Here is a 22707-nt window from a genome sequence, read left to right as displayed (position 1 = left end):
CTAAATCACTGGCTACGGTTATTAAGAAAATGCCCCATGCACTCAAAATCTGGACGTTGCTTACCGGAAACATCCGCTATGAGAAAATCATTTCAACGCGTAATCGTGGCCATGGACAGTGGATTGAAGCGCCTATTCTGGCTTATCTGATAGAAACACCCAATGGGCGTATCTTGTATGACGTAGGGTGCGACTACCGGAAATTGGCTAACCCCGCTCTTCGTACACGCCATTTTACTTCAATGCACTCTACTGTAGAAACGCCCAGGATGCAGGCAGACCAACGTGTTCCCCACTATCTTGAACGATTAGGCTTAACGCCTGCCGATATTGATTTAGTATTTATCAGCCATCTGCATTTCGATCACGCAGGCGGTTTGTGTGATCTGCCTGGATGTGAGGTTCACATTCATCGGGATGAGCTGACAGCGGCCCGGACAGGGCTAGATAACGGAGTATTTGCAGATGAACTGGCTAACTCGGATCAATGGTACTTACAAACGGATGAATACGAAGTAGCTCCAGGAGTAGAGGCCATTACTACGCCCGGTCACACTGCAGGGCACATGTCGCTGTTCATACACTTGCCCAAAGGCCGTCCGGTCATTCTCTGTGGTGATGCAGCCGATCTGAATGAAAATCTGACTGATGAGATTGCGCCTGGCTGCTGCTGGCAGGATAACGTAGAGCAAGCACTCGCCAGTATTCGTAAGCTTAAATCACTTGCTCTCATCGAGAATGCGCAGCTATGGCCCAACCACGACCTTGCATTTTTCAAAACTTTACCTGAATTTCCGCAATGGCACGACTGATACGGACCTGGCAACCACCATCACCCGCTTATCCATTACCACTTTATGATCTTGATAATGCTCCAATATCAGCTTATTTAACGGTCAATTTGTTTTAAAATAGTGCACCTACCCCAAAAAGATACAAATGTAATTCCATTTTATAAATCAAACATGACACAAGAGCGGGCCGCAGACAGTAATTCATAATACGGCAAGGAGAAGCCAACAAAGTCAGGTTTGATTTAGAAACAGAGTAAGTTTTTATCCTTGATTATCCTGCTTTCTTTATAATTTTAATCAGTCGATCTTCATCTTTAGCAATAAATAAATGAATATGCACAATAAAATCCCACGCGTTGGTTTCGTTTCACTTGGTTGCCCCAAGGCAACCGTTGATTCCGAGCGCATCCTGACACGTTTGCGGACAGAAGGTTATCTTATTTCACCCAACTACGAAGATTCAGATTTAGTTGTGGTCAATACTTGTGGTTTTATCGACAATGCCATTGCTGAATCACTCGATGCTATTGGCGAGGCGCTCACCGAAAACGGTAAAGTCATTGTCACCGGTTGTCTTGGCGCGAAAGGAGATATTGTGAAGCAGGCACATCCCAATGTACTGTCTGTCACGGGCCCGCAGGCAACCGATGAGGTCATGGAGGCCATTCATACGCATTTACCCAAATTGCACGACCCTTATGTTGATCTGGTACCGCCACAAGGGATAAGGCTGACACCTAAACATTATGCCTATGTAAAAATTTCCGAGGGCTGTAACCATCGCTGTACCTTTTGCATTATTCCCAGTATGCGCGGCAATCTTGTCAGTCGCCCGGTAGGCGATATCATGCAGGAAGCGCAGAACCTGGTGGATGCTGGTGTCAAGGAATTACTCGTCATTTCACAGGATACCAGCGCCTATGGCGTTGATCTGAAATACCGCAGCGGCTTCTGGAAAGGTAAATTTGTTAAAACACGCATCACTGAACTTGCTCAAACTATGGGAGAACTAGGTGTATGGGTACGCCTGCATTATGTCTACCCCTATCCCCATGTCGATGAACTCATTCCGCTGATGGCAGAAGGTAAGATTGTTCCCTATCTGGATATCCCCTTTCAGCATGCAAATGCACGTATTTTAAAGCTTATGAAACGCCCTGCTGATAGTGAGGATGTGCTTGCCCGTATCCAACAATGGCGCAAAATCTCCCCTGACATCACGCTGCGGAGTACGTTTATCGTTGGTTTCCCGGGGGAGACAGAACAAGAATTTGAAGAACTACTGAATTTTCTTAAGGCAGCTCAACTGGATCGAGTCGGTGCGTTCATGTATTCGCCAGTTGATGGTGCAGTTGCCAATAGTTTACCCAATCATATTCCGCCTGAATTACAGCAAGAACGTTTAGCGCGCTTGATGGCGTTACAGGAAAAAATCAGCGCACAACGGCTTGCACAGAAGGTAGGCAAGACTATACAGGTGCTGGTTGATGAGGTCGATGAGCAAGGTGCAGTCGCACGCAGTCATGCTGATGCACCGGAAATCGATGGGCTGGTCTATGTTGAAAACGGGCATTCACTACAACAAGGTGACGTAGTAAAAGTACGTATCACACATTCTGACGAACATGATCTTTGGGCGGAAACTATATGATCGATCAGCTCTAGCCGTTATCTATGCTAAAGGAGGACAATTTGGAACTTATCTTGTGGCGCCATGCAGAAGCAGAAGATGGATTCCCCGACACTGCACGCAAACTGACTGAGAAAGGATTAAAGCAGGCTCACAATATGGCTCAATGGCTCAAACCTAGACTACCTAAAAACACACGCATCATGGTCAGTTCCGCAAAACGAGCTCAACAGACTGCTTTGGCACTGAGCAATCATTTTGAAACTACGCAGGAAGTAGGAACCAGCACCACTGCCGATAGAATACTTGCCGCTGCTAACTGGCCCTACGAGGAAAGCTCAATTCTGGTAGTTGGTCATCAGCCCACTTTGGGAAATGTTGCTGCTTCATTGATCTGCCAAAACCACGCTGGCTTTAGCATCAAAAAAGGAGCAATCTGGTGGTTTAGCTATAAACAAAGCGCCGATACTGAAAATACCATCCTGCGTGCCGTTATTTCTCCCGATATGGTGTAAACATAACAATACATTCTCCCGCTGGAATTGAGTCATGGCACACTTGATTCTTTTCAATAAGCCGTACGGAGTAATTTGTCAATTTACACCCCAGGCTGGATATCAATCATTAAAAGATTTTGTTCCCATACCTGATTTTTACCCAGCTGGACGACTAGATGCCGATAGCGAAGGATTAGTCATCCTCACCGATGATGGGGAATTACAACATAAAATTAGCGATCCAAGGTTCAAGCAACCGAAGAAATATTGGGCGCAAGTAGAGGGTATACCCGATCAATCAGATCTCCAGCAATTATGTGAAGGAATAATATTGAAAGGTTATAGAACCCAACCCGCAAAAGTACGTCTCATACATGAACCGGATCATCTTTGGTCACGAAATCCACCCATACGCTTTCGCAAAAATATCCCTACTTCCTGGTTAGAACTTATCCTTACCGAAGGTAAAAACCGACAAGTACGCCATATGACTGCAGCGATTGGATTCCCCACCCTACGATTGATTCGCACTACTATTGGTAAGTACAGACTGGCAGGTCTTCCACCAGGTAAGTGGAGGATTATTAAATAATTTCCTGCTTGGATATCTATTAAACAATTTCGATTTCCACATAAAATAACAAGCAAAAAAATTGCATAACTTTTCTGTAATAAATTGTCACGAAATTTCTTGACTAACCTTATACATCTCTTTAGATTGCATTATTCGACCATGGCCCGTTTTTAAGAGGAGGAATTAAAATAATATTATGGATATAGACATTGTTTCAGCATTATCTGGACTAATTGATTTACCGTGGTGGGGGTATATCATCGTTACATTAGTAATTACCCATATCACGATTGCAAGCATCACGATTTATCTCCATCGGCATTCGGCTCACCGAGCATTGGATTTGCATCCTATCCCTAGTCATTTCTTTCGTTTCTGGCTATGGTTGACTTCCGGTATGGTTACCAAAGAATGGACCGCTATTCACCGCAAGCATCACGCAAAATGTGAAACTTTAGATGATCCGCACAGCCCTCAGATCTTTGGAATTAAAAAAGTATTGTCCGAAGGAGCAGAACTTTATCGCTTAGAAGCAAAAAACAAAGAAACTTTGGAAAGGTACGGGCACGGTACACCAGATGATTGGATAGAACGCAACGTTTATACAAAATTTAGCGCATCTGGTATTGGGCTGATGCTAATTATCAATTTCATTCTGTTTGGCCCTATTGGTATTACTATATGGGCAGTACAAATGATGTGGACGCCTATATTCGCTGCGGGAGTCATTAATGGCATTGGTCACTATTGGGGATATCGTAATTTCCAAGCAGAAGATGCCAGTCGCAATGTCTCTCCCTGGGGCATTCTGATTGGGGGAGAAGAATTACACAATAATCATCATGCCTACCCTACTTCAGCCAGACTATCCAATAAATGGTTTGAATTTGATATTGGCTGGCTGTACATACGTATTCTGGAAATGATGGGATTAGCAACCGTCAAGAAAATTGCACCTAAGCTTAACATCAACAAAACCAAAACCAAGTGTGATTCTGATACCCTCCAGGCAGTTATTGCCCATCGTTATGAGGTACTGGCGAAATATACCCAGTCTCTCAAGGCAATGCTCAAGAAAGAAGTGGAACATTTACGAGAAGCCGCTTCCCAGCATGGGATAGATGGAAACACACTGAAACGTTGGATATTGGCAGATGCGAAAACCTTGCAAGAAGAAGAACGTATCAAACTAAATCTGGTTTTAAGTAAAACCAAGAACCTTGATAAGGTTTATACGATGCGCGAGGAACTTGCAGCTATATGGCAACGCTCTGCCGCTTCGAAAGATGAATTAGTTAAACAACTCGAAGATTGGTGCCATCGTGCAGAAGAAAGCGGAATTGAAGTTCTAGAAAAATTCTCACGTCGGCTACGTTGCTATGCATAATTAAGTTATAACTCCGGGCAAAGGCTTTGGGATTAACGCTTATCCTTTGCTCGGTAACCCTGTAATCCCATTTCTAAATCAAATCTGACTTTGTCGACTTCTCCTTGCCGTATTATTTATACTGTCTGCGGCTCGCTCTTGCGTCATGTCTGATTTGGAAATGGAATTACCTTCCCCCGACAATCTCAGTATTCATTCCTAAATTTATATCAAAATAACATCATATTGCTCTTGTGTGTAAGACGCTTCCACTTGTAAGCTAATAGGTTTTTCAATAAAATCAGCAAGTTGAGCCAAACTTTGTGATTCCTCATCCAGAAATAAATCAATCACTTGCTGCGAAGCAAGAATACGAAATTCATGAGCTTCAAATTGTCGTGACTCCCGTAACAACTCACGTAAGATTTCATAACAGATCGTTTGCGCTGTCCGGATTTGCCCTCGTCCCTGGCAAGTTGGACATGGCTCACATAAAATGTGAGCAAGACTCTCGCGCGCGCGCTTCCGTGTCATCTCTACCAAACCTAAGGCAGAAAATCCATTGACCGTCATACGTGTCCTGTCTCTCATCAAAGCTTTGTTGAATTCTGCCAATACTGCCTTTTTATGCTCTTCATCCTCCATGTCGATAAAATCGATGATGATGATGCCTCCCAAATTGCGTAAACGGAGTTGCCGCGCTATGACCTGTGCTGCTTCCAAATTGGTCTTAAATATGGTGTCATCAAAATTACGCACACCAATGAAGCCACCCGTATTGACATCCATGGTAGTCAGCGCTTCGGTCTGATCAATAATGACATAACCGCCTGATTTCAGATTAACTCGCCGAGCGAGTGATCGTTCAATTTCTTCTTCGACGCCATATAAATCGAAGAGAGGGCGCTCCCCGGTATAATGATCGATTCTGCTTACAACATTGCTCATATAGTTTTGAGCAAAAGGGATCAATTTCTGGAAAGTTTCGCGCGAATCTACCAGGATGCGGTATGTATCATCATCAACAAAATCGCGCAAAACACGATGACTTAGATCTAAATCCTGATAAAGGAGCGCAGGAGTATTAACTGTTAATGCCCTATTCTGAATATCATACCAAAGCTTGTGCAGGTACTCTATATCTGCATGCAGATCTGATTCGCTTGCCGCTTCGGCCATTGTTCGTATGATGTAACCTCCCTTGATATCAGCTGGAAGAATATGTTGCAGCTTCTCGCGCAATAATTCACGCTCAACATTATCTTCAATACGCTGAGAAACACCAATATGAGATTCTTGCGGTAAATAAACAAGCATTCGCCCAGCAATACTGATTTGAGTAGAAAGTCTTGCCCCCTTTGTTCCAATTGCGTCTTTAATCACTTGAACGAGGATATTGTTTCCCTCGTGCAGTAATCTCTCAATGGGTCTATCCTCTGTACCATTTGAACTTAATTCCTTAATATCTCCCACATGGAGAAATGCTGCTCGTTCCATGCCGATATCGATAAAGGCAGATTGCATACCAGGTAGTACACGGCTAACCCGACCATTGTAAATATTACCAACAATACCCCGGCTGCTCGCTCGCTCTATATGTAATTCTTGCACAACACCTTGCTCTATAACAGCAACACGTGTTTCCTGTGGTGTAACATTGACAAGAATTTCGTTACTCATTTAGAAGGTATAGCACAATCTAATTTCCTGGTTCTCAGGAAAATACTTTTATTCCTGACTCTTCCAGTAATTGAGCCGTCTCAAATAATGGTAGCCCCATGACTCCACTATAACTACCAAAAATCTCAACAATAAATGCAGCTGCCATACCTTGGATTGCATAAGCCCCTGCTTTATCAAAAGCCTCACCACTTGCAATACATGCTTGAATCTCTCGTTTACCAATATCGCGAAACCGCACTGTAGTGATTGACAAACGATTTTTGATATTACCCTGCAGATTCAGAGCGATAGCAGTCAATACCTGATGCGTTCTGCCCGAAAGTGCAGCCAACATCTCCTCGGCATGAGCGGCATCTCTGGGTTTCCCGAAAATACATCCATCCAATGCAACGATCGTATCAGCAGCTAAGACAGGAAACAATGGCAACTTGCGTTGTATCAGACGTAACCTCCCTGCCTCCGCCTTGGCATGAGTAATACGATAAACATAATCAGTTGGAGATTCGTTCAGAAGGGGTGTCTCATCAATATCAACAGCCCGAGATGCAGTTTCTCGCATGAGCAACACGCTGTGCCTTACCCCAATTTGTTTCAGCAGCTCCCTTCTACGGGGACTACGAGAAGCCAGATAGATATAATTTCCAGCAAGCGTCATAATGTTTAAAGTTTATAGAGTGAGTGTTTATTTCAGTTTATTTTTTAATAACTTCTTTTAGACAGTAGACTCGCTACAACTTAGAAACAATCTACCGCAAGCTACATACGATGGTAAGGATGCTGCCTGATAATTGATAAAGCTCGATAAAGTTGCTCTGCCAATAATACACGTACTAAACCATGGGGAAGCGTAAGTCTTGAAAGTGCCAGCATTTCATTAGCCATACTCTTGATATTACGATGCAATCCATCTGCACCCCCAATAATAAATGCAATATCTCTACCATTTCTCATCCAGTCAACCAATGTCTCAGCTAACTGGATTGTAGTGAATTGTTTACCTTGCTCATCCATGGCAACAATGTAACAAGTCGATGGTATTGCCGCCTGGATACGTTCGCTCTCAGCAAATAACAACTGTTCGTTTTGCTTACTGCCTCGTTTCTCTGGTTTAATTTCGATCAGATGAATGGGTATTTCCCTTGGCATGCGTTGGGTATATTTCATAAAGCCGGCAACCACCCAATCGGGCATTTTATTCCCTACGGCTAGGATATAGAGTTTCATTATTTAGATGCGCTTGCCCTCTCATATTACCTCAAGGAATTTTTTTCCTTGACTGCGCTGGACTCTGCCCATAACGATTCCAAATCGTAGTATTCACGAATGGCGGGTTGCATGATATGCACAACGACATCGCCTAAATCCACCAATAACCATTCGCCAGCTTGCTCGCCTTCGATACTATAGACTTTACCTCCCGCGGTTTTTACTTTTTCCTGCACATGATGAGCTAACGCTTTGGTCTGGCGGGTTGAAGTTCCGCTAGCAATGATCATGTAATCAAATAATGAGGTAATCTTCCCCGCTTCCAATACAAGAATATCTTGCGCCTTCAAATCTTCTAATGCAGCAATGACTACCCTTAATAGCTCATCTGTTTTCATTTTTCCTCGTGTAAACATGATGTGTGCCAATATAATTCAATACATTATCGGGAAGCAGATAACGTGCACTTTTTCCTGCTGCGATATAGGTTCTGATGGTTGTTGAAGAAATATCCAATAATGTGGTCACGGCTGTAAAAACAAACCCGGATGATACACGCCTCAAGGCGTTTACATCATCTGTCCAGCGATCTAAGCATGCATCTCGTAACTTCGGTGGTAAACACGCTTGATTCATAACAGAAATATGACCTGGACGATTGACGATTACCAAATGACTTAATTCAAACAACTCACGCCAAAGATGCCAATCTGGCAGCTTCAGGAATGCGTCTACTCCAATAATAAAACAGAATGCTACCTTTTCTCCTATGAATTCATCTCTTAACTCACGCAGCGATTCCACACTATAACTTTCTTCAGAACGCCTGAGCTCTCGATCATCTAGAAAAAATCTTCTGTTATCACGAATAGCTTCATGAAGCATGACCTTACGGTGATGCTGCGAAGCAACTGGTTCATTCCGCAAGCGTGGACGCCCTGCAGGAAGAAAACGAACTTCATCCAGTTGTAAAATTTCAACAAGCTCTTCTGCAACCCTTAAATGTCCAAAATGCACTGGATCAAATGTCCCTCCATAAATTCCGATTAGGGAGAACGGATCATCAGACATCGTTTAAGAAGTAATTCAGAGGAAGAAATGTTGAGAAATACGCACTATTAGCAGAATAATGCTATTTTATGACCATATCAGAAATTATCAAAATAATGCAAGACGCATATCTGCCAATATATTCGCCAAATGTGAAGTAAAACGAGCAGCCGATGCACCATCAATCACTCTGTGATCATAAGATAGCGACAGAGGAAGAATCAGACGAGGAATGAACTCTCCATTACGATAAATTGGCTTCAAGCTTGCTCGCGAGACTCCCAAGATTGCAACTTCAGGAGCATTGATAATAGGTGTAAAGGCTGTACCACCTATTCCGCCAAGGCTAGAAATAGTAAAACTAGCCCCTTGCATATCAGTCGGTTTTAATTTTCCTTCGCGCGCAAGTGAAGAAAGTCTCCCTAGCTCATCAGCTATCACAATCACACCTTTCTGATCAGCATCGCGAATAACAGGTACGACAAGACCATTGAGCGTATCTACCGCGAATCCTAGGTGATAATAGCGTTTAAGTATCAGAAAGAATTCTTCATTACTCCTATCCAGTGAGGCGTTAAACTCGGGATATTTTTTTAATGCTGTAGTTACGGCTTTCATGAGGAAAGCAAGTATGGTTAGTTTGATTCCATTCTTCCGATGACTTTCGTTATATTCTTTTCTGAGCGCCTCTAGATCCGTAATATCAGCCTCGTCAAACTGGGTCACATGTGGAATCATGACCCAATTACGATGCAGATTAGCGCCTGAAATTTGCTTAATACGAGTTATCGGCTTTGATTCAATGGGTCCAAATTTTGCAAAATCGACCTGAGGCCATGGTAATAAATCAAGCCCACCACCTAGCCCTGGCTTTTGTAATTTCATCAACTCTCGTTTGACAAAAGCCTGGATATCTTCCTTCAGTATCCGCTGTTTTGGGCCGCTTCCAACAATCTTGCTTAAATCCACACCCAATTCCCTAGCAAAACGTCTAACTGATGGACCCGCATGGGGCATGCCCGCAGTAATAAGCTTGGACTGATTCACTTCTGCAAACTGTGCAGGCAGCTGTAGTGGCTTGCTCTGATAGATTTCTTGACTTGGGGAAGTAACTTCAAGTGCGATTTCAGGTTTAGTGCTCACAGTCTCACTGATACTTGCTATTTCTTCAGCCCGAACAGCCTCAGTAGTCATAACCTTACTCTCTTCTTCAGAAGGAGCTACTTCCATGACAAGAATTTCAGAGCCTTCAGAAACCTTATCACCCACTTTGATACTAATTTCCTTGACAGTACCGGAATAAGGCGAAGGAACTTCAATTGTAGCCTTATCTGATTCCAGCGTAATAAGCGAATCCTCAGCCTTGATGGTATCACCGGCTTTGACGAGTATTTCTATGACTGGCACATCCTTAAAGTCGCCAATATCAGGAATCTGTACCTTTTTAATTTCGCTCACACGCTTTCCTCAGTTTACATTCAATCTATATCTATCAACCACAAAATGATTACTTTCTTGGGTATTTAAATATACTCGCCGTCTATTGGGTAACGGGATCTGGCTTATCCGGGTCGATACCAAACGCTTTGATTGCCTGCGCGACCTGTTTTGCCGGGACCTTGCCTTCTTCTGATAAGACCTTAAGTGCCGCAACCGCAATGTAATAGCGATCCACTTCGAAAAAATGTCTGAGTTTCTCGCGCGTATCAGAACGCCCAAACCCATCCGTACCCAGCACACAATAGCGCTTTGGAATGAATGCGCGTATCTGATCTGCATAGATCTTCATATAATCAGTTGCAGCCACCACAGGTCCTTCGCGATCTTTCAAACAAGTTTCAACATAGGATAATTTAGCAGGTTCAGTTGGGTGCAACATATTCCAGCGCGCAATACTGAGTGCTTCACGACGCAATTCAGTGAAGCTTGTGACACTCCAAATATCTGCGACAACATCGTATTCTTTTTGCAAAATGTCTGCTGCTGCAATAACTTCACGCAATATCGTCCCTGAACCAAGCAGTTGTATTCGTGCTCCTTTACTACGCTTACTGCCTTCCCTAAGCAAATAAATTCCTTTCAATATACCTTGCTCAACCCCTTTAGGAAGATCAGGTTGAGCGTAATTTTCATTCATCACAGTAATATAGTAAAACACATCTTCCTGTTCTTGATACATGCGCCGCAAGCCATCTTGAATGATTACCGCTAGTTCATAGGCATAAGTAGGATCATAAGATATGCAGTTTGGAATAGTAGAAGCAGCAAGATGACTATGGCCATCTTCATGCTGCAGACCTTCGCCATTTAATGTGGTTCGCCCAGCTGTGGCACCTAGCAGAAAACCACGACAGCGCATATCACCCGCAGCCCAAATAAGATCTCCGACACGCTGAAAGCCGAACATAGAATAATAAATATAAAAAGGAATCATCTGCACACCATGTGTGCTGTATGCAGTGGCTGCTGCAATCCAGGAAGACATGGCTCCAGCTTCGTTGATACCTTCCTGGAGAATCTGACCATGCTTATCCTCTTTGTAAAACATAAGCTGATCAGCATCCTCGGGGATATAAAGTTGTCCTATTGATGACCAGATAGCGAGTTGGCGAAACATTCCTTCCATACCAAACGTTCGTGACTCATCCGCGACGATAGGTACGATATGTTTACTGATATTTTTATCCTTGGTCAGAATATTAAGAATACGCACAAATGCCATTGTAGTAGAAGATTCTCGTCCTTCACCACTACCTTTCAGTAAAGTTTCAAATGCTGACAAAGGGGGCGTTTGCAAGGCTTCTGCCTTTCGTCGACGATGATGTAAAAACTTACCCAAGGCCTTACGTCGGGCTTGCATATAAGTAAATTCCGGCGAATCCTTGTCAAATTTAAGGTAGGGAATCTCGTCGATTTTGTCATCCGGCACAGGCAGACCAAATCGATCACGAAATGCCTTGAGTGAGGTCGTGCCCATTTTCTTCTGCTGATGAGTAATATTCTGTGCCTCGCCCGACTCACCCATACCGTACCCCTTGACAGTCTTGGCAAGTATCACGGTAGGCTGCCCTCGATGCTTGACTGCAGCAGCATATGCAGCATAAACCTTATGCGGATCATGCCCACCCCGATTTAACCGCCAAATATCATCATCTGACATATTAGCAACCATTTCGAGTAACTCAGGGTATTTACCAAAAAAATGCTTTCTGACATAAGCACCGTCTCGCGCTTTGAAAGTTTGATACTCTCCATCCACACATTCCATCATGCGTTGCTGAAGAAGCCCTTTAGTATCTTTTGCCAGAAGAGGATCCCAATAGGAACCCCAAATTACTTTGATAACATTCCAGCCTGCTCCTCTAAATGTTGCCTCTAATTCCTGTATGATTTTGCTGTTACCCCTGACAGGACCATCAAGACGTTGGAGGTTACAGTTCACCACAAAAATCAGGTTATCCAGATTTTCGCGTGAAGCAAGTGAAATTGCTCCTAGCGACTCAGGTTCATCCATTTCACCATCACCCGTGAAAGCCCAGACTTTGCGACCTTCGGTGCTGGCTAATTGGCGACTATCCAGGTATTTCATAAATCGTGCCTGATAAATTGCCATGTGTGGTCCCAATCCCATTGAGACGGTTGGAAATTGCCAGAAATCTGGCATCAACCAGGGATGGGGATAAGATGACAATCCTTTTCCGCCTATTTCCTGACGGAAATTATCAAGTTGCTCCTCAGTTAATACCCCATGCAGAAATGCATAGGCATAAATTCCCGGAGATGAATGCCCTTGAACATAAACGAGATCACCTCCTCTCTGCTCGTTCGCTGCTCGCCAGAAATGATTGTAACCAACATCATATAAGGTCGCTGCTGAGGCAAAACTGGCGATATGTCCTCCCACATTTGTATTTCGATTAGCGCGCGCAACCATCGCCAGAGCATTCCAGCGTACATAAGAACGAATACGATGCTCTATGGCATGATCCCCGGGCGAACGCTCCTCTTTACCTACTGGGATCGTGTTGATATAAGCCGTATTGGCACTATAAGGAAGATATGCACCAGAACGCCGCGCTTTTTCAACCAATTTCTCCAATAAATAATGAGCGCGCTCCGCCCCTTCATTGACAAGAACAGACTCCAATGCCTCCAGCCATTCCTGTGTTTCCTGTGGATCAATATCCTGTGAATTCATAATGGTTTGGAAATAATATACTGGTCAGTTTTAGACAAAAATTACGTAGCCGCCCTGGCGCGCTCAGCTGCTTCAATGGTATTACTCATTAACATGGTAATCGTCATAGGCCCAACCCCTCCCGGAACGGGTGTAATATGGCTGGCTTTTTCTTTTACCGAAGTAAAATCCACATCACCGCATAATGTCCCATCATCCATCCGGTTAATCCCAACATCAATCACAGTTGCGCCTGACTTGACCATTTCGGCAGTAATCATACGCGGTTTCCCGGTAGCCACTACTAAAATATCCGCACTCCGGGTATGTTCCGCCAAATCTCTTGTTTTAGAACTACAAATAGTGACTGTAGCCCCTTTCTCCAGAAGCATCAATGCCATAGGTTTACCCACAATATTACTGCGCCCTACAACGACTGCATGCTGTCCCTCGATTAGCACATCTCGCTCTTTTAACATCATCATGACACCATAAGGTGTACAGGGAAAAAACAAAGCATTGCCTGTTGCGAGTGCGCCGACGTTACAAGGATGGAATCCATCCACGTCTTTCTCAATCGCGATGGCAGCAATAATTCGATGACTCTCAAAGTGTGGTGGCAAAGGTAACTGCACTAAAATTCCGTGAATCTCGGGATTTGCATTCAATGCATGAATCTGCTGAAGCACGGTCTCTTGAGATGTCTTACCAGGAAAATTGTAAACCTCAGAGCGCATTCCTGATTCTCTACAGGCTTTGGCCTTATTACGCACGTAAATAGCAGAAGCTGGGTCATCGCCTACTAGAATAACAGCCAAACCAGGCTGCATTCCATGCTTTGCAAGATTCTCAGCGCGTAATTTTAATTCTGTACGGATTTTACTCGCAATTACTTTGCCGTCAAGGATATCAGCATTCATTACTTTATAAGAAATAGGCTAAATTGAATACTTGCGCAAAAAGATATCTTTTAGCTCACAACCATTGCAGCTGTACTTGCTTTGATAGAAATTTGGATAATACACGATGCTAATTCTTATCTGAAAATTAAAATGAATGCTTAAGAATTCATATCATTTTACTTTTGCAGCAGCTGTTGTTTCCGAATGTTTTCTTTTCTTGAACTTAATCCGATAAATCAGCAAGCCGATCAGAGACACTGAAAATACAAAAAGAAATGCTGTCAGTAAGCCAGAAGCTAAAATAAAAATATCGCTACTTTCAGGCATAAAAAGGGTGACAAACCATACTCCGGCAAAGCCCGTCAATAATCCACCAAATAATATGATTTTCTTCCCTAGATCATAATGTCGCCATAAAGAACCAGAAACTCCAACCTCATCAACATAATGATCAAAAATCTCAGCCAAACTCTCATCTCCCGGTTTTGATTCATAACCAATTGCTATCGCCAAAGCATCATCCCCGTCTTCCAGACTAGACATTTTCTTTAGAAAGTCTACTTGTTTTTGTGCTCGCTTAGGTTTGATGCCATCCTTAATCATCATTGAACATAGGGTTGAGAAAGCTTTCTCACGAGCTATTTCCGCAGAATCATGCATTTCATAGAACTGCCACATCACTCCGACCAGATAAAGCTGGATTGTCATTTCCTTGAATTGAGGAGCAAAATCATAGCGTTTGCGCTTGATATGCGAGATCTGTTCATTCAGCACTTCTTTCGCATGCTGAATGCAATCATCTAGTGTTACCGCTTCTTGATTGACCATTGAATCATTCATGCTTATAACCTTTATTTTTCCGAGGAAAATTTATAACCTAACACATTATAACCTGCTAGCGAACACTAAAACCCAGAAAATAGGAGATACGCAAATTAAATAGTAAATAGTTACTACTACCTAGGGTACAAACTATTAATACTATAGACTTGGCTTGCCTCTTCCTCGTTATAATAGCGCCTTATTAAATTGATTTTCTCATCATGACAGTATCAACTCAATGTAATTATAAATCCCATCTCTCCCAATTACTGCTCCTGGCCACCAAAAAGATTCTTCCTCAAAATTACGAAATTAATATTGAATTAGTGCGCCCCAAGCAAGCTAATCATGGTGATTATTCAAGTAATCTGGCAATGCAATTAACCAGGTATTTACACAAAAATCCGCGTGAAATTGCAACAGCACTTATTGATGCGTTACCTGATTCCCCTTATCTGGAAAAAGCTGAAATCGCAGGCAGTGGTTTTATTAATCTCTTTTTGAAAGTTTCAGCAAAACAGCAGTTTTTATCTGGTGTGTTACAACAGGGTGATAAATTTGGCCATAATAATTTAGGAAAAGGAAAAGAAATTCAGGTTGAGTTTGTTTCTGCCAATCCTACTGGACCTCTACATGTTGGGCATGGGCGTGGTGCAGCCTATGGCGCTAGCTTGGCAAACATCATGGCCGCCAATGGTTATTCTGTCACTCGAGAGTATTATGTTAATGATGCAGGTAGACAGATGGATATATTGGCACTCTCTACCTGGCTACGTTACCTTGAGCTATGTGGATATACCTTTCCTTTTCCCGAAAATGCCTATCAAGGCATCTATGTAACTGACATGGCCAAGTTAATTCATAGTGCGCATGGTAATCGCTATGTTCACCAATCTAATTTAATATTACAGACACTCGTCCCAGTTGAAACAAAGCTTGCAGCTGATGAACACCTGGATCAGTTGATCGCTATAGCAAAAAAAATGCTAGGAGAAGATTACGCCTATATCCACAATTTTGTGCTGACTGAACAACTAGGCGATTGTCGCAATGATTTAATGGAATTTGGTGTGGAGTTTGATACCTGGTTTTCAGAACAATCGCTATTTGACAACGGCATGGTTGCGCGTGCTACTCAATTACTTGATGAAAAAAATACTTTGTATAAGCAAGACGGTGCTACTTGGTTTCGCTCTACTTCTTTTGGAGATGAAAAAGATCGTGTAGTACAACGCGAAAATGGGCAATATACTTATTTTGCTTCCGATATAGCCTATCATCTCAACAAATTTGAGCGTAATTTTGCTTATATCATCAATGTGTGGGGAGCAGATCATCACGGTTATATTGCGCGAGTAAAAGGTGCAATTGAAGCATTAGCGCTTGATCCCGATAAACTTGAGATTGCTTTGGTTCAATTTGCTGTGCTCTATCGGGATGGCAAAAAAATTTCTATGTCTACCCGCTCTGGAGAATTTGTTTCACTACGGGAATTACGTCAAGAAGTTGGCAATGATGCGGCACGGTTCTTTTATGTATTACGTAAAAGCGATCAACATTTGGACTTTGACTTGGATCTTGCAAAATCACAATCCACTGATAATCCAGTATATTATGTGCAGTATGCCCATGCACGCATAAATAGTGTACTCATGCAATGGGGGGAAGATGAAACCACACTCTCGATGGCTGATACCGATTCGTTGACGAACCAGTCAGAACTAATGCTTCTGCAAAAATTAATCGATTACCCAGATATAGTGGAAGCAGCGGCAAGGGAACGCGCTCCTCACCTGATTGCTTTCTATCTTAAGGAATTAGCTAGCGAATTCCATAGTTATTATAATTCAACTCGCTTTCTCGTGCCAGAACAATTACTTAAACTAGCGAGACTAGCATTGATTGCAGCTATTAAGCAGGTGCTAGCAAATGGGTTGAAATTATTAGGAGTAACCGCTCCCAGCAAAATGTAGCAGAAATCATATATAGTATAGGAATTTTCATGAGCAGAGACTACAAATCCAAGGGTATGGCAACCGCAAAAAGCAGTGGTTCACTTATTCTAGGACTCTTTATCGGATATGCGCTTGGCATAGCAAGCGCAATAGGTGTATGGGCATTAATCAATCAAGCTCCAAGCCCGTTCCTAACTGAAGAAAAATCAGCCAAAACTAAACCTCACGAAAGTATTGCCAAAAACTCACAGAATGATAGCGTTAACAAGGAAATTGATCAGGTAAGTGCGAATAAGCCTCGCTTTGATTTCTATAATATACTCCCAGGCATAGAGGAGCCTTTAGCCGAAGAACCATTCGGTCAAGGAGTGAAGCAGTCACCTCCTCCCGTAACAAATGATGCGAGCTCGGCAAGTAATTATTTCCTACAGATTGGCTCGTACAAAAACTCAGGTGAAGCGGAAAGAATGAAAGCAGAACTGGCATTACTCGGCGTGATTGCTTCTGTTCAAACGGCAGAATCTTCTGACAAAGGTACGCGATATAGAGTTCGTATAGGCCCTTACGCAAAAATCACTGAAATTGATCAAATACGCGCTTCATTGCAAGAAAATGGAATAGAAGCCAGTTTTGTCAGAGCTCCCAAGAAAACACCATAGCAATATAGCAATCCTGATTGAGTAAACTTAATTACTGGGTAGTAGTTAGCTAAACAACTTATAGAAGAGCAAAATAAAATATGAATAAATTCTTTAAATTTTTCCTAACATTCATTACCCTTAGTCTCTCAGGGATGTTGCTTGCACATGCAGAAATCATTGAAGGACGCGATTATATTGTTCTCGCGAATCCTCAGCCAACTGAAGATCAACGAAATATTGAAGTCATTGAGTTTTTCTGGTACGGCTGCCCGCATTGCTATGAATTACATCCATATATAGATAATTGGCGCAAGAATGCTCCCAAGGATGTGAAATTTCGATATATTCCAGCAATTTTCCGTGCTAATTGGACACCTGCAGCAAAAACTTTCTATGCGATGGAAGTGTTAGGTATTACAAAAGAACTTCACGATAAGGTATACAAAGCTATTCATCGTGACAAAATTGATTTGTCGAAGGAAGCTGTACTATTTGATTGGATTGAAAAACAAGGAATTGAGCGCGAAAAATTTATCAATGCCTATAATTCTTTTTCCGTTCAAAATCAAGTAGCAAAGATTTCACAAATGACAAGACAATATAAATTAACCGGTGTACCGGCTTTAGTGGTTGAAGGAAAATATTTAACTAGTGGAAAGATGAGCGGTACACCGCGCGACACGATTCAGGTATTGAATGAATTAATTGACAAAGCGCGGAAGGAGCGAGCTTCGAATTAAACTATTCTAAAAACCATTATAGAATGATTGCTTGCTGAGCTTTTTAGGCAATACACGCCTAATTCTTCGCTCGGCCAAGTTTCACAACTTCCTGAATATGCCTCAAACCTCGCATGATTTGAGCAAGATGACGGCGATTCCTAGCCTGCAAAATGAAGTGCATCATGGTGTAATCTTTATCGCTTTCCATAGTGACATCATCGATATTCGAATCAGCCCTAGCAATTTCTGCGGCGACTCTAGCAAGTACACCACGTTGATTTACCACTGTCATGTTAATGACTACTTCAAAAGTTCTAGATATATCTTTGCCCCATGTCACATCCAATACATTCTCGGATTTTCTCTGAATTCTCATCACAACTGGACAATCATGGACATGAATCACTAATCCCTGATCTTTTTTAATCAACCCAACAATCGTATCCCCAGGAATAGGGTAACAGCATCGAGCAAACTGTACTGTCATACCTTCCGTCCCAAGAATCACAACGGGATTACTGGCGCCAGGGACTTCAGATATTGATTCTCCAGGTACCGCTAAACGCTTAGCAACGACGGCTGAAAGTTGTTTTCCTAAGGTGATATCGGCAAGCAAGGCTTTTTTTGACTTAGCACCGCTGTCCCTGACAAGTCTCTCCCATTGTGTGTCAGTGATAGAATCAGGGTTGATCCCAAATGAGGATAGAGCTTGATTGAGTAAACGCTCACCTAATTTTACTGACTCGTCATATTGAATGGTTCTAAGAAAATAACGAATGCTTGAACGCGCTCTTGCTGTAGCAACATAAGAGAGCCAGGCAGGATTGGGGTTAGCATTGGGCGCAGTTACAATCTCAACACGATCGCCATTCATTAATTCAGTACGCAATGGCACATTCTCTCCGTTAATTTTTGCTGCAACACAACAATTACCCACATCTGTATGTATCGCATAAGCAAAATCAACTACTGTAGAACCTCTTGGTAACTCAAGTATTTTTCCTTGGGGCGTGAACACATAGACCTCACCAGGAAACAGATCGACCTTGAGATGCTCCAGAAACTCAATTGAATCGGAAGAATCGCTTAAGGTTTCCAGTAAGCTTTTTAGCCACTGATTTGTTTTTAGATGCAGCTCATTCACCTCTGCACCATTGCTTTTATAGAGCCAATGGGAAGCTACGCCCATTTCAGCAATCCGATGCATCTCATAGGTTCGAATTTGTATTTCTATTGGCAAACCATAAGGCCCCAGCAATGTATTATGAAGCGATTGATAGCCATTAAGCTTAGGAATCGCAATATAATCCTTAAATTTACCAGGGATGGGTTTATACAAACTATGTAAGGCGCCTAATGCCAGATAACACGAAGGAATATCCCTCACTAACACACGAAAGCCATAAATATCCAGCACCTCCGAGAAGCTCAGATGCTTCTCAAGCATTTTTTTATAGATACTATAAAGATGCTTCTCTCTCCCGGTTACAATGGCATCTACACCGGCATCTTTAAGTCGATTTTTTATCGCTTCAAGAATTTTGCCCACTACTTCGCGACGGTTGCCACGAGCTGCTTTAGTTGCTTTCACCAGCACCTTGTAACGATTGGGATAGAAATAACGAAAGCTAAGCTCCAGCAATTCTTGGTAAATACTGTTTAAACCCAAGCGATGTGCAATAGGCGCATATATCTCCAAAGTCTCCCGTGCGATGCGACGCTGCTTTTCAGGACGCATAACTTCCAGCGTGCGCATATTATGTAAGCGGTCAGCCAATTTAATAAGGATAACCCTTACATCATGCGCCATAGCTAATAACATCTTACGGAAATTTTCAGCTTGTGCATCAGCTTGGGTCTGGAATTCAATCTTCTTCAATTTAGAGACGCCATCTACCAGCTCTGCAACTGATACGCCAAATCTTTCGGCAATTTCTTCCTTGGAGATAGTCGTATCTTCAACAACGTCATGTAATAATGCAGCAGCAAGCGTGATTACATCTAGATGGAGTTCACAAAGGATATGAGCAACCGTCACGGGATGAGAAATATAAGGTTCCCCAGTCATACGGAATTGCCCAGAATGGGCACCATGACTGAAAAAATACGCATTCTTGAGTAAAGCTAGATCTTCAGGCTTAAAATATTTCGATACCTCAGAAAATAACGACTCAGCTCCAGACGTTATTACATGAGAGTTCGATAATGAAAACTCTGACATAAGCATTTCCCAATTTTTCGCGGTGCTAATTCAACTTTATTTTACAAATAGCAGATTATTCCATTTCTAAATCAAGCCTGACTTTATCGACTTCTTCTTGCCGTATTATTTATACTGTTTGCAGCTCGTCTCCGCGTCATGTTTGATTTGGAAATGGATTTTTTTCTGTAATTGCAACTACGATGTTGGAATTACAAATATTTCTGATCAAATACGTTTGAGATAAAAATCAACATAATATATCCAGGATACTCCTGAATTTATAGTGATTTTTGTATTATGCAAGATCAGAGGAGTGAAATTAAAAAATTTTAATAGGCAATTTAATAATACTACACGTTCTATCGCCAGAAAATTTGTTACTTATAGATTATTTCAATTTTTTTCTGTTATGGTTTAATTTTCTTACTACTTATCTTTTAACGGATGGTATTAAGAATTTCAAGTCCTACCTTCCCTTTAGCCAATTCACGTAGTGCAATGACAGTGGGCTTATCTCGAGCAGCATCTACCATTGGAGCAGAACCAATTGCTATCTGCCTTGCCCGAGCAGTAGCAGCCATTGTCATATCAAAGCGATTGGGAATAATTTTTAAACAATCATCAACAGTGATACGAGCCATAATTTATTCCTTTTCTTTTTTCGTTAAAAATTTTACTAAAAAATATTATTTAGGCAAATTGCGCTAACAGTGCATGCTGTTTGACAAGCTGACGCTTCATTCTGAGGCGCTCTGCTCGAATAATACAACAAATATCTTTGAATGCTTCATCCAGTTCATTATTGATCACAACGTAATCAAATTTGTTCACTTGACTTATTTCTTCTCGGGCTGCCTTTAAACGCCGCGCAATTGTTTCTGGATCATCTTGTCCACGCTGTCTCAAACGAGCTTCTAACGATGCTAGAGAAGGAGGTAAAATAAAAATGCTTACTGCCTCGGGAAAAATTTGCCGTACCTGCTGCGCTCCCTGACAGTCAATCTCCATCAAAACATCTTGACCTGATTCCATCGTTTCCTTTACCCAATGTTGTGAAGTGCCATATAAATTCCCATAAACTTCTGCACTTTCAAGAAATTCTCCTCGTTCCAACATTTGATTAAAAGTGTCTCGATCGATAAAAAAATAATCTTGCCCATTTATTTCATTGGGGCGTGGTTGGCGAGTGGTGTGTGAAATCGATAGATTTAAACCAATACGAGCCTGAAGCAATGCTTTGATCAAGCTGGTCTTACCAGCCCCTGAAGGAGCACTGATTATAAATAAGCTACTCATATTATGATTATATTGAATTTCCCTTACATTTTGAGAAGAAAATTTCTATTAAGGTGAGTCAATATTTATTTAGTATGCCTAATCACTTCATGATGTTTTCAATCTGAGAAACCATTAAAGTTATTTTAATGCACTCCATGTTTCTCAAAATAACGTTGGTGATATTCTTCCGCAGGATAAAACTCAGAAGCAGGCAAAATTTCGGTTACGATCGGATCTCGCCAATGCCCGCTTTGCTGCAATGCGTCCCGTGAAGCTATTGCGGCAGCTTTCTGCTCCGGTGCATAAAAAAATATAACTGACCGGTATTGAGAACCTTCATCCGGCCCTTGACGATTAAGGGTAGTAGGATTATGGCAATGCCAGAAAGTATCAAGTAAATTTTCAAAAGAAACCAGCGAAGGATCATATTCTACCAGCACAACTTCTGCGTGGCCTGTCTGATCTGAGCAAACATCATGGTAAGTAGGAAAGCGAGTATGGCCACCGGCATACCCAGACGTGACATTAACTACACCATGGACACCACGAAAAGTAGCTTCCACACCCCAGAAACAACCAGCACCAAAGATAATTTTCTCGATAGCCATAGCCCAAAATATATTTCCTTGGATAACACTATCTACGAACGCCGCTCATTCCAAAATAAAAATAATCCTAAAAGCGGTTTTTTATTCCATTTCCAAATCAAACATGACGCGAAGGTAAGCCGCAGATAGTATAAATAATACGGCGGAGAAGCCGACAAAGTCAGGTTTGATTTAGAAATGAAATTAGGATTATACAGAGTATTTTATCAGGACAAAACAATAGGCCGATGCACCTTTAGCACGCATCGGCCTTCCCTCCAAGATTCGTATTACTTAAGCGTCAGAATAAATTCCGCTAGAGTCTTAGCGTTTTCATCGCTAACATTTGCGTTAGGTGGCATCGGAATGGTTCCCCATACTCCACTGCTACCATTTTTAATTTTTCCTGCCAAGTAAGTAGCTGCATCAGCTTGACCTGCGTATTTTGCAGCAACATCTTTAAGTGCTGGACCAACCAATTTGGTGTCAACATTGTGGCAGTTCAGGCAACCACTGCTTTTTGCCAATTCAGCACTTGCTTGTACATTGCTAATCAACAATACAGCAGATGCTGCCATTACACCTAACAAAACTTTTCTCATCTTTTTTTTCCTTATTTG

Annotated in this window: 22 protein-coding genes; 8 read left to right on the top strand and 14 right to left on the bottom strand. The window is 42.1% G+C overall.

Features of this window, described 5'->3' with window-relative positions:
* The first annotated feature begins 29 nt into the window (after nt 1-29).
* From R2Q26_RS01515 to R2Q26_RS01495, 5 genes are all read left to right on the top strand, one after another.
* The gene (locus R2Q26_RS01515; protein WP_317534644.1) at nt 30-812 is read left to right on the top strand and encodes an N-acyl homoserine lactonase family protein; all 783 of its coding nucleotides are present in this window, start codon (nt 30-32) and stop codon (nt 810-812) included.
* A 316-nt stretch (nt 813-1128) separates the two neighbouring features.
* Nucleotides 1129-2445: a 30S ribosomal protein S12 methylthiotransferase RimO gene (gene rimO / locus R2Q26_RS01510; protein WP_317534734.1), complete on the top strand. Its 1317-nt coding sequence runs from the start codon at nt 1129-1131 to the stop codon at nt 2443-2445.
* Nucleotides 2446-2486: 41 nt separating this feature from the next.
* Nucleotides 2487-2939: a SixA phosphatase family protein gene (locus tag R2Q26_RS01505; RefSeq protein WP_317534643.1), complete on the top strand. Its 453-nt coding sequence runs from the start codon at nt 2487-2489 to the stop codon at nt 2937-2939.
* Between the two features lie 34 nt (nt 2940-2973).
* Nucleotides 2974-3513: a pseudouridine synthase gene (locus R2Q26_RS01500; protein ID WP_090568580.1), complete on the top strand. Its 540-nt coding sequence runs from the start codon at nt 2974-2976 to the stop codon at nt 3511-3513.
* 178 nt (nt 3514-3691) lie between these two features.
* Nucleotides 3692-4882, top strand: a complete 1191-nt coding sequence (locus tag R2Q26_RS01495) for a fatty acid desaturase (protein ID WP_317534642.1) — start codon at nt 3692-3694, stop codon at nt 4880-4882.
* 204 nt (nt 4883-5086) lie between these two features.
* Here R2Q26_RS01495 and rng read toward each other — a convergent pair whose 3' ends face one another.
* The 9 genes from rng to R2Q26_RS01450 all read right to left on the bottom strand — a co-directional run bounded on the left by rng (nt 5087) and on the right by R2Q26_RS01450 (nt 14719).
* On the bottom strand, nt 5087-6541 hold the full coding sequence (rng, locus tag R2Q26_RS01490) for a ribonuclease G (protein ID WP_317534641.1): 1455 nt from the start codon (nt 6539-6541) through the stop codon (nt 5087-5089).
* Between the two features lie 34 nt (nt 6542-6575).
* Nucleotides 6576-7199, bottom strand: coding sequence for a Maf family protein (locus R2Q26_RS01485; RefSeq protein WP_317534640.1), 624 nt, complete (start codon nt 7197-7199; stop codon nt 6576-6578).
* A gap of 101 nt (nt 7200-7300) precedes the next feature.
* Entirely contained in the window at nt 7301-7768 is a 468-nt protein-coding gene (gene rlmH / locus R2Q26_RS01480) for a 23S rRNA (pseudouridine(1915)-N(3))-methyltransferase RlmH (protein ID WP_317534639.1), read from the bottom strand.
* A gap of 26 nt (nt 7769-7794) precedes the next feature.
* Nucleotides 7795-8148, bottom strand: coding sequence for a ribosome silencing factor (gene rsfS, locus R2Q26_RS01475; RefSeq protein ID WP_317534638.1), 354 nt, complete (start codon nt 8146-8148; stop codon nt 7795-7797).
* Nucleotides 8135-8821: a nicotinate-nucleotide adenylyltransferase gene (gene nadD / locus R2Q26_RS01470; protein WP_317534637.1), complete on the bottom strand. Its 687-nt coding sequence runs from the start codon at nt 8819-8821 to the stop codon at nt 8135-8137. The genes rsfS and nadD overlap by 14 nt, the downstream gene beginning before the upstream one ends.
* 87 nt (nt 8822-8908) lie before the next feature.
* Complete coding sequence (aceF, locus tag R2Q26_RS01465) at nt 8909-10258, bottom strand: dihydrolipoyllysine-residue acetyltransferase (RefSeq protein ID WP_317534636.1); 1350 nt, start codon at nt 10256-10258, stop codon at nt 8909-8911.
* Nucleotides 10259-10340: 82 nt separating this feature from the next.
* Nucleotides 10341-12998 (bottom strand): pyruvate dehydrogenase (acetyl-transferring), homodimeric type, encoded by a 2658-nt coding sequence (aceE, locus tag R2Q26_RS01460; RefSeq protein WP_317534635.1) that lies wholly within the window; start codon nt 12996-12998, stop codon nt 10341-10343.
* A gap of 41 nt (nt 12999-13039) precedes the next feature.
* Nucleotides 13040-13897, bottom strand: coding sequence for a bifunctional methylenetetrahydrofolate dehydrogenase/methenyltetrahydrofolate cyclohydrolase FolD (gene folD / locus R2Q26_RS01455; RefSeq protein ID WP_317534634.1), 858 nt, complete (start codon nt 13895-13897; stop codon nt 13040-13042).
* A gap of 153 nt (nt 13898-14050) precedes the next feature.
* On the bottom strand, nt 14051-14719 hold the full coding sequence (locus R2Q26_RS01450) for a hypothetical protein (protein WP_317534633.1): 669 nt from the start codon (nt 14717-14719) through the stop codon (nt 14051-14053).
* 203 nt (nt 14720-14922) lie between these two features.
* On the opposite strand from R2Q26_RS01450, the gene argS reads away from it, so the two are divergent.
* The 3 genes from argS to R2Q26_RS01435 all read left to right on the top strand — a co-directional run bounded on the left by argS (nt 14923) and on the right by R2Q26_RS01435 (nt 18037).
* The gene (gene argS / locus R2Q26_RS01445) at nt 14923-16674 is read left to right on the top strand and encodes an arginine--tRNA ligase (RefSeq protein ID WP_317534632.1); all 1752 of its coding nucleotides are present in this window, start codon (nt 14923-14925) and stop codon (nt 16672-16674) included.
* Nucleotides 16675-16703: 29 nt separating this feature from the next.
* Nucleotides 16704-17315, top strand: a complete 612-nt coding sequence (locus R2Q26_RS01440) for an SPOR domain-containing protein (RefSeq protein WP_090568612.1) — start codon at nt 16704-16706, stop codon at nt 17313-17315.
* Nucleotides 17316-17395: 80 nt separating this feature from the next.
* Nucleotides 17396-18037: a thiol:disulfide interchange protein DsbA/DsbL gene (locus tag R2Q26_RS01435; RefSeq protein ID WP_317534631.1), complete on the top strand. Its 642-nt coding sequence runs from the start codon at nt 17396-17398 to the stop codon at nt 18035-18037.
* Between the two features lie 58 nt (nt 18038-18095).
* On the opposite strand, the gene R2Q26_RS01430 is transcribed toward R2Q26_RS01435, so the two are convergent.
* The 5 genes from R2Q26_RS01430 to R2Q26_RS01410 form a co-directional block, all read right to left on the bottom strand.
* Nucleotides 18096-20240, bottom strand: coding sequence for a bifunctional (p)ppGpp synthetase/guanosine-3',5'-bis(diphosphate) 3'-pyrophosphohydrolase (locus tag R2Q26_RS01430; protein ID WP_317534630.1), 2145 nt, complete (start codon nt 20238-20240; stop codon nt 18096-18098).
* 419 nt (nt 20241-20659) lie between these two features.
* Nucleotides 20660-20863, bottom strand: a complete 204-nt coding sequence (gene rpoZ / locus R2Q26_RS01425; protein WP_090568623.1) for a DNA-directed RNA polymerase subunit omega — start codon at nt 20861-20863, stop codon at nt 20660-20662.
* A 49-nt stretch (nt 20864-20912) separates the two neighbouring features.
* Nucleotides 20913-21518: a guanylate kinase gene (gene gmk, locus R2Q26_RS01420; protein ID WP_317534629.1), complete on the bottom strand. Its 606-nt coding sequence runs from the start codon at nt 21516-21518 to the stop codon at nt 20913-20915.
* Between the two features lie 125 nt (nt 21519-21643).
* A complete protein-coding gene (gene msrA, locus R2Q26_RS01415) occupies nt 21644-22108 on the bottom strand; it encodes a peptide-methionine (S)-S-oxide reductase MsrA (protein WP_317534628.1) in 465 nt (154 codons plus the stop codon).
* Nucleotides 22109-22377: 269 nt separating this feature from the next.
* A complete protein-coding gene (locus tag R2Q26_RS01410; protein ID WP_317534627.1) occupies nt 22378-22689 on the bottom strand; it encodes a c-type cytochrome in 312 nt (103 codons plus the stop codon).
* Between the last annotated feature and the right edge of the window lie 18 nt (nt 22690-22707).

The organism is Nitrosomonas sp. Is37, from assembly GCF_033063275.1.
Taxonomy (GTDB): Bacteria; Pseudomonadota; Gammaproteobacteria; order Burkholderiales; family Nitrosomonadaceae; genus Nitrosomonas.
Note: the sequence above shows the minus strand (reverse complement) of the source record. Positions and strands in the feature narration are given on the sequence as shown.